Source organism: Hydrogenimonas sp., from assembly GCF_029932565.1.
In the GTDB taxonomy this organism is placed as follows: Bacteria; Campylobacterota; Campylobacteria; order Campylobacterales; family Hydrogenimonadaceae; genus Hydrogenimonas.
This window is the reverse complement of the sequence record NZ_JAOZPV010000073.1, coordinates 1-8706: the sequence shown is the minus strand read 5'-3', so window position 1 is coordinate 8706 and position 8706 is coordinate 1. Positions and strand designations below refer to the sequence as shown.

Genomic DNA, 8706 nt, shown 5'->3' with positions numbered 1-8706 from the left:
TCGTGCCGGTGTCACGGTCCGTTCTGCGATTGTCCTGGCTGACGTGGACCGATGACTACGAGATTTTCGGCGCTTCATCCCGATGCCGGCAGCAGGAAGCGCACTTTCTCCTGCTCCCGGCCAATAAGTTCTTTTCGTCTCCGCCCGATTGTTTTATGGATGCGAAAGCTTCGCTACTGGAACAGTCCACGGGAGAAAGAGAAGCCGAACGAAGTTTTGGTGACGTTGCGGTTGTAGTCGATGAGACTCTCGCCGTAGCCGTTGAAGAACTTGAAGTACCAGAATGTCGTTTTCGAATCGAAGAATGGGTAGCTCCAGTCGAGCTGTACGGCGCCGCGGTCGTGTCCTCCCTTGCCGAAGTTGTAGCGGAAGAGAGCACCGATCTGGTGTTTGTGCCAGAGGTAGCTGAGGGAGATGTCGCCGTATCCCATATAGTCGGTAATATCCGGGTTGTCGTCTCCGTCACTTTCGGAGTTGGGGTCGATGAGACCGTCTCCCGCATCCGGAATACCGTTTCCGTTCAGGTCTTTGTAACCTCTGTAGTATTCATCCGATTTGTCGTCTTCCGGCAGCCGGTACCAGACGCGTGCGGAGAGGAAAAGATTGCTCCACTGGAATATCCCCTCGAGATAGAGGCGGTTCCAGGAACGGGAGCGGTACCCCTCCTGGCCGTTGGATTGGTGGATGAACCCCCATTTGGTCACCTTCAGGCCCGTCATCTCGTCGAATGACTGGGATGTCGGAACGGCAACGTAGAGTTCCGGCATATAGTTGGTCTCCCGGAACGGGCCGGACTCGGAGTAGAGCTGCCAGAAGCATCGTTGCGTGTAGGCGGCCGTGATGTACTCGTTGAAACCGAAAAGGTTGTAGGTCAGGTTTTTCTTCAGGCTGAACTGAAATTCCACTTCCGTCTGTTCGTCGTAATATCCGTATTTGTCCTGTCGACTGACGGGGATCGGATCGATGGCATCGGCGATGGCAAAGCTCTTGTAGGCGCTGGGTTGACGGGGATACTTTTTGGTGGAGTATCCGACCGGCATAATATAGTTCGCTTTGTAGGGGGTCAGGCCGAAAAAGCGGCCGTCGGCCAGCTCGTTGAGGAACGATTTGGTTTCGGGCGTATCGGTGTCGACTTTGGCGATGGCCGCTTCTTCCGCCGCGCGGATGCTGCTTTCGGTAAATTGCGCTTTGAAACGTTCGGTGAACTTTTTGGAATGGACATCCGTTCCCTTTTTTTCAGCTTCGACGGTGTAGGCGTAGGTTCTGGCCGCCTCTTTGTACCAGTTGGCCGCCTTTTTGTAATTCTGTGGCACTCCCAGACCGTTCTCGTAGATGTAGGCGAGGCGGTACATCGCCGCTTTGTTGCCTGTTTTGGCGAGTTCCTCGAGCAGCGGCAGTGCTTTGTCGTACTGTTTGGACTCCATGTACTGGATCGCCTTCTGGAAATCGGCTCCCTGCTTGGCACTGGCCATTCCTGTAATCGGAAGAAGACAGAGCATCGAAATCACGAAAACTCTGCTTGAAAAAATGAACCACCCGCTTCTTTGCGCTCCGAGCATTCTCACTCCTTTAAAAATATTGGTTAACCATTCTATTGAATCGACCATTAAACAATGTTGAATAAAAGTTCAATGTTGTGAAATTGGGTATAATTTTGTAACATAAATCGTCAGGACCAAAATATAAAAAAGGCATATGATGCAACAATCCGTCGTAAAGGATAGTCAGGTAAAAATCGCCATTGAAATCGCTGTCAAACTCGGTATTCTTTTTCTCGTTCTCTATATCTCCTATCTGATCATCAAACCGTTTCTTCCGCTGATATTGTGGGGGGTCATTCTTGCTGTAGCGTTCGAACCGCTCATCGCGATGCTCGAGAAGCGTTTTGGCAACCGCAAAAAAATCATCATCACTGTCATGACACTGATGATTCTGGCCCTTGTTGTGCCGGCCTGGCTGCTCTCCGACAATCTGATTGCGTCATCTCAGCATCTCATCGAGGCTGTCCACGCCAAGGAGGTGACGATTCCACCGCCGTCGGAAAAGGTAAAAGAGTGGCCTCTGATCGGGGAAAAAGTCTATACGCTCTGGGAAAATGCCAATGCCGACCTGCACAATACACTCGCCCCGTTCAAAGATCAGATCAAAGCGGCACTGATGAAACTTGTGATCATGCTCAAAAGCGGTGTAGTGACGCTGCTGATGACAGTCGGATCACTGATTGTCGCCGCCTTTTTTCTAATTGCAAAAGAGTCGAGCAGTGCCTTTTACAAACGTTTCATGCGCCGCCTTCTCGGAGAACGCGGCGACAGTTGGGGTGATCTTCTCGTTCTGACGGTGCGCAGTGTCGCAACAGGGGTTGTCGGTGTCGCGATTATCCAAAGTGCTCTGGCACTGGTAGGGATGCTGCCAATGGGAGTGCCTCTGGCGCCTCTTTGGGCGATCATCATCATGTTCCTGACGATCATTCAGCTTCCGGCACTCATTATCATCGGGCCGATCATCGCTTATGTCTTTTCCTATGCCAGTGGTACACCGGCAACGATTTTCGCCATCTATATGTTGATCGTCGGTGCCAGTGACGGGGTGTTGAAGCCGCTCTTGATGGGGCGGGGGGTGGATATCCCGATGCTCGTTATCCTGGTGGGTGCGATTGGAGGAATGATTCTGATGGGTATGATCGGTCTTTTCCTCGGTGCCGTCATTCTGGCTCTCGCATACAAACTTTTCAAACTCTGGATCGATGAGTTGGTGGAATACAATGCCGTTGCACAAACTGAGTCGTAAAAACAATTTTCTCTATCTTTGTCTGGCACTTATCGGCATGCTTTTTGCCAGTGCCGTGACAAGCCAGTCCTCCAATAAAATGCTCGACGTTGTCTTTTCCATCGTTATCGTCGTGATGCTGCTGGTAGGTGTCAAAAGCCTCCATACCGAGGCGACATGGAAACGTGTGGTTTATGGAATGGCGATGACGTTGGGTGTCTTGGTTCTTCTGGTCCACTTTTATCCGACCAAAACGACACTTTTTTTTATCTATATGGTGCTCTTTTTCTTTTTTGTCGGATCGTTCAAACTCGCTGTACACCAGATACTTTTCGAAGGGAAAGTGGATAGCAATAAAATTATCGGCTCCCTCTCTCTCTATCTGCTGATCGGTCTGATCTGGACGGTGATCTATCTGATGATTCTCATTTTCGATCCGACCGCTTTCAACGGAATCGTGGTAAAAGAGTGGGAACACCTCTTTTTCCATGTCGCCTACTACAGTTACGTTACGCTGACGACGCTCGGTTATGGCGATATCTCGCCGGCCAGCCGGATTGCGGAATTTTTTGTATCGATGGAAGCGGTGGTCGGTGTCTTTTATATGGCGATATTCGTCTCGAGCCTTATCAATTTGCGCAGTACAGAGTTCGAAAAGGGAAACTGAAAGGCTGAACCCGTCCCGGTGACTGCGCGGAGACAGACAACAGTGTACGACTTCACTCTTTTCGGATCATGACAGACGCTGTCATACCTACCCGCAGTTTGACATTCTGCGGCAACGGTTCGTCGAGTTTGATACGTACCGGAATGCGCTGAGCCAGGCGGATCCACTGAAATACGGGATTGACTTTCGGCAGCAGGTTGCTGCCGGGAATGCCGTCTGTCGGTGCAATACCCCATGCGATCGACTCCACCTTGCCATGCAGCGGCGTGTCGGGATAGGTCATTAGTGTGACAACCGCTGTGTCGCCGACCCGGACATCGGCAATCGTGTCTTCGCGAAAAAATCCGAATACCCAGAAACTCTTTTCGTCTACCAGCGCCAGCAACGGTTTGTTGGCCGTGGCCTGCGAACCGATCTGAAAGTTGATGTTGCTGACCCATCCGTCGACAGGCGCATAAACTTTGGTAAACGAGAGGTTGAGTTTTGCGGCATTCAATGCTTCACGGGCGCTGTCGATATCGGAAAGAGATTTGTAATAGTTGACTTCATTTCGGATGAGATCTTTCTGGCTGACTGCACCGGGGTCTTTGGCGTAAATCTTTTTGACCCTTTCGTATTCGATTTTTGTGCCTCTGGAAGCCTCGATAGAGCGCTTGAGCCTCGCTTCGGCCTGCTTCACCTTCAGAATATACTGGGAGGGATCGATTTCGAAAAGCAGTTCCCCCGCTTTGACATGCTGGTTGTCGACCACGGCTATTCTGGTTACCATACCCGATACCCTGGGTGTAACCTGTATAACCTGGGTGCGTATCTGACCGTCTCTGGTCCAGGGATTCCGAGTATATTCACGGTATTTGTGATAGCCGAACCACGCGGCACTGCCAAAGATAGCGAGTGTCAAAAGAAGTTTCAAGAGTCTTTTCATGTCAAAACCTTATCCAGAGTCTGTCGATGAGAATCATATAGAGTATCATGATAGCCAGAAAAATATACGAATGGGCGTAAAAGAAACGGGAGAGTTTCAGTCTGTTCAACAGCATGACCGTCACGAGTGTCATGAAAAATGCCAGACCGAGAACCGGAAGCAATGGGGAGAGATAGACGTCGCTGATTTGAAGCTCGTGCGGATAAGGGTTTGTCATAATATCTTCCCATGACCACTATCTTTGGTAGGCAGTGGGTGTTTGTTTGACTTCCGTACACCAAATCCCATATCCCATATCCCATTACCATAATCCATCATTTCCACCCCTCCGGCATCAACGTCCGATTCGCATCCAGATAGTCGCCCCAGTCGGTGCCGCGCGCTTTTATCCGCTTCATGCTCTCTTTTGAGAGGTAGGCGTTGCCGCTGCTCATCTGCCAGCCGCCGCCGAGCGATTTGTAGAGAAGTACGATGTCGGCTGCCAGTTCGCCCCGGGTGCGGGCGTAGGCGTCCTGTGCCAGGGTCAGTTTCTCGACGGTGCTCAGCAGCCGCTGGTAGCTCACCAGCCCGTCGTGGTACTGGGTGACCGAAATATTGAAGGCGCGCACGGTCGCCTCGACCGATTTCCTGCGCTCTTCCAGCTGTTTTCTGGTCAGAAGGTAGCCGTTGAGGGCATTGGAAACCTCCGATGCCGCCTGCAGCACCTTTTTGCTGTAGTTGACCAGGCTCTCTTCGAACTTCGCATCCTGCAGCCGCACCTGGTTTTTCAACCGGCCGTACTGGAAGATGTTCCATGAAAACCCCGGCCCCGCCGTGACGCTCAGATTCTTGGCGGCGGTTCCCCATCCAAATCCCATGTCGGCGGCGTTGTAGCCGATTGAGCCGAAGAGGGTAAAGCTCGGATAGAGCAGCGCTTCGGTGGCACCGATCTGTGCGGCGGCGGCATGGGCACGGTATTCGGCCACTTTGATGTCCGGACGGCGTGTAAGCAGCGAGGCATCGATGATGTGATGGGGGTCGAACGCGGGCTCCGGAATGTAGGAGAGATCCAGTAGATCCTGCTCTTTTTCGGAGAGCTGGATGGTGCCCTGCCTGCCTGTGGCGATGTAGCGGTTGATGGCATCTTGAAGACTCTTGTCGTCGGTGTCGACGATAATCCGCACCTCCTCGGGGGTGGTGCCAAGCAGAATGGCCAGCGCATTGACGGTTTTGATCTTCGAAAGCTCCAGGCCGGGCAGGGTGGCGCGGGTGTTGTAGAGCTGGGTGCGCGACTGCTGCATATCCAGCTCGCTGACGTTGCCCGAGTTGAACTGGATTTCGGTCATGCGTGTGACCCGCTCCTGAATGGCGACGTTGCGCTCGGCGTAGGCGATACGCTCTTCGGTCATGCGGTAGTTGATGTAGTTGCGCGCCACTTCCGCCAGGACGGAGATCATCAGATCGCGGTAGGAGGCGACGCTGGCAAAGAGATTCGCCTCGGCCGACTCGATACCCCGGGCGTATTTGCCCCAGATATCCATCTCCCAGCCGATATCGAAGTTGAGCCCAGCCGAATCGATATGGCGGTCTTTGTAGGTGGAGGCGAGATTCCCCGAGAGTGTCTGTACCTGGGGATACTGCATTCCGGTTGCGATGCCGAGTGCCGCCCGAGCCTGGAGGATTCGAAGCCCTGCACTCTGCAGGTCGAGGTTCTGGCCGTAGGCCTTTTCCACCAGTTTCGTGAGAACAGGGTCGTCGAAGATCTGCCACCATTCGGCAATATCCTCGTCAGCGACTCTGTTTGCGGTTTCGATCTCTTTGGGCATTTTGGGCGGCTCGATACCCGAAAAATCGGGACCCAGTTTCGTACACCCGGTAAAGAGCAGCAGAGCTGTTGCCGTACATGCCGCAGTGGCGATATATCGAAAATGTTTCATTTAAAACCTGCCGTTTTCATGTATGGTCCGCAATCCCAGCGACACTTCCGTTTTCGTGCAATGTTCTAACGCCCTTTCCGCTTCTTCTTTGGAAATTTCGCCCTTTCCGGCTTTCTCTATTTTTTTCGCCGTTACGAGACACTCCTTTGCAAACGCCATCAGCTTCTCCCTGTCGGTGCCAAACCATTCCGCATCGGTCTGGGACGCCCAGATACCGATCTTTTTGGCGGTTGGAACGAGCAGTTTGGCCGTTTCATTCGCCAGTGCCCGTTTCAAAAAGCTTTTCGTCGGTTGCCGAAGCCTGTCGATCATACCGAAAAATCGCTCGATGGTCGTGACAAGCATATCGTGCGGTCGTGTCGAAAATGGAATATAGTAGAAGAGCAGCAGAATGAACAAAAAGGCGTAGAAGAGAAAAAGAATGTTCAAAAAGATGGCGAACTGGTAGTACATGGTGTTCTGGATATTCATGATGGCAAGCCCCAACGCGAAAAAGAGTGCGAGCTGAGGCTTGAAAACATAAAAGGCGAAAAAAACGTAGATAAAAAGGAAAAGGGCCAGTTCGTAACCGTGATGAATGTTCGGTACGACAAAGATATAGGCGAACGTCGTAAACACGAATGCGAACGAAAATACGATGATAAGCAGAGAAGGCTTCAGCGGCGAAAAGGCGGTATACAGAGAGAGTGAAGTCGCAAGCGTGACGAGGTAGAAACCTCCGGGCGGGTTGAAAAGGATCCAGATCAGCGTGGTGGTCCAGAAAACGAGAAAGGTGACCAATGCGCCTTTGAAGTTTTCCGGATCGAGAAAGAGAAATTTTGGACCTTCTGGAATGCCGGTATCTATCTCTTCGTCGATCTTTTCCTCTTTCTTGTCGGGCCAGAGATAGACACCGACCAGCATATAGACGACGACGCCGAAAATCGTCATAAAAGTTCGGTTTATACCGTATAGAAAAACATCGTCGACATTGCCGTTGTCGAATACCATCATCATCGTCATCGCAGTTAACAGAAAGATAGTCTTGTCTCCCTGATAAGCCCGACCGAGATAGATAAAAAAGGTGACCAACAGAGAAAGAAGCAGCAGATAGAGCTCCCGATCCTGTGGCATCCACGCGATCAAAGCGATACCGAAAAATGCACCGATCGCCGTGCCAACTATGCGCAGAAACCCTTTGAACATCGAATCGCCCAGCGTATTGCCCGCCGCGATGACCATGATGGCGATGGCGCCAGTGGAAGCGTGATCCCACCCCTGTGAAAAAGCAACAAGATAGGCAAGCGTAACGCTCAATGCCACTTTGATGGCATATATCGCTTTTTTCGAGAGGGAAAAGTGGGCCAACAGCACATCGAGTTTTTCCAATATGGTCGGTGTATTCGAAACGTTTGCCTCCACCCAAGCCTTTCAGATTGTTTTTAATTGAGAATAATTATACAGGAATGTGTCTAAATATGCTATAATGCGTGCATCCTGACACCTGACCGAAAGCGCGGTCAGTTACCTCCATCTACTGCAAATATACACTTCCGTATATTTACCAGATGGGCACCACCGACGGTACACTGCTTGGGAGCATTTTGTGCGTGCCATCGGTAAATAGATTTGTGATCGATAATATGACATTTTTTCGGTATATGTACAAAAAGAAAATTGTCATGCCGTACCGGTTGCAACTATCATTTCACCATAAAGAGAACATTGTATGAGTCAAGAGACCATCGAACAGACAGAACAGAAACCGACCATGAGTTTTTCCGATTTCGGATTCAAACAGCCGATCATGCGTGCGATCCAGCGCATGGGGTTCCAGGTACCGAGCCCGATCCAGGAGAAGGTGATTCCGCTGATTCTGGAGGGAAAGGATGTCGTGGGACAGGCGCATACGGGGACGGGCAAAACGGCCGCTTTCGGCCTGCCGGCGCTGAACAATATCGAGTGGCGCAACGGTGTGCAGCTGCTGGTCATCACGCCGACGCGGGAGCTGGCGACGCAGGTGAGCGACGAACTCTTCAGCCTGGGGCGTTTCGCGGGTATCCGCACCGTCAGTGTCTACGGGGGGCAGAGCTACCGCCGGCAGCTCGATCTGATCGGGAGGGGTGCCCAGGTGGTCGTCGCGACACCGGGGCGGCTGCTCGATATGCTCAGTTCCGGCAAACTGGAAGACTTCAACCCATCCATCGTCGTCTTGGACGAAGCGGACGAGATGCTCGACATGGGCTTCCTCGACGATATCAAAGAGATCTTCAGCTACCTGCCGCAGCAGCGTCAGACGCTGCTCTTTTCGGCGACGATGCCCGAACCTATCAAGGATCTGGCACGCCATATCCTCTACCAGCCGGAGTTCGTTTCGGTTACGAAAAAGGAGACGACGAACAAGGATATCCGTCAGCTCTACTACGTCATCGAGGAGAAGGACCGCGACGAGG

8 protein-coding genes are annotated in these 8706 nt (G+C 51.9%); 3 read left to right on the top strand and 5 right to left on the bottom strand.

What is annotated here, in order from left to right; translation table 11 throughout:
- Positions 1-173: 173 nt before the first annotated feature.
- Complete coding sequence (locus Q1K24_RS08175; RefSeq protein ID WP_300368669.1) at positions 174-1559, bottom strand: phospholipase A; 1386 nt, start codon at positions 1557-1559, stop codon at positions 174-176.
- 139 nt (positions 1560-1698) lie between these two features.
- On the opposite strand from Q1K24_RS08175, the gene Q1K24_RS08170 reads away from it, so the two are divergent.
- Positions 1699-2787 carry an AI-2E family transporter gene (locus tag Q1K24_RS08170; RefSeq protein WP_300368666.1) on the top strand — a complete coding sequence of 363 codons (1089 nt, stop codon included), beginning with the start codon at positions 1699-1701 and terminating at the stop codon, positions 2785-2787.
- Complete coding sequence (locus Q1K24_RS08165) at positions 2762-3433, top strand: potassium channel family protein (protein ID WP_300368663.1); 672 nt, start codon at positions 2762-2764, stop codon at positions 3431-3433. Before Q1K24_RS08170 ends, Q1K24_RS08165 begins: the two co-directional genes overlap by 26 nt.
- A gap of 52 nt (positions 3434-3485) precedes the next feature.
- Here Q1K24_RS08165 and Q1K24_RS08160 read toward each other — a convergent pair whose 3' ends face one another.
- The 4 genes from Q1K24_RS08160 to Q1K24_RS08145 all read right to left on the bottom strand — a co-directional run bounded on the left by Q1K24_RS08160 (position 3486) and on the right by Q1K24_RS08145 (position 7675).
- The gene (locus Q1K24_RS08160; RefSeq protein ID WP_300368660.1) at positions 3486-4358 is read right to left on the bottom strand and encodes an HlyD family secretion protein; all 873 of its coding nucleotides are present in this window, start codon (positions 4356-4358) and stop codon (positions 3486-3488) included.
- A 1-nt stretch (position 4359) separates the two neighbouring features.
- Positions 4360-4575: a DUF1656 domain-containing protein gene (locus Q1K24_RS08155; RefSeq protein WP_300368657.1), complete on the bottom strand. Its 216-nt coding sequence runs from the start codon at positions 4573-4575 to the stop codon at positions 4360-4362.
- Between the two features lie 97 nt (positions 4576-4672).
- On the bottom strand, positions 4673-6274 hold the full coding sequence (locus Q1K24_RS08150; protein WP_300368654.1) for a TolC family protein: 1602 nt from the start codon (positions 6272-6274) through the stop codon (positions 4673-4675).
- The gene (locus tag Q1K24_RS08145; protein ID WP_300368651.1) at positions 6275-7675 is read right to left on the bottom strand and encodes an FUSC family protein; all 1401 of its coding nucleotides are present in this window, start codon (positions 7673-7675) and stop codon (positions 6275-6277) included.
- A 307-nt stretch (positions 7676-7982) separates the two neighbouring features.
- Here Q1K24_RS08145 and Q1K24_RS08140 point away from each other — a divergent pair.
- Positions 7983-8706 (top strand): DEAD/DEAH box helicase (locus Q1K24_RS08140; protein ID WP_300368648.1); only part of this gene is annotated, 724 nt, incomplete at its 3' end.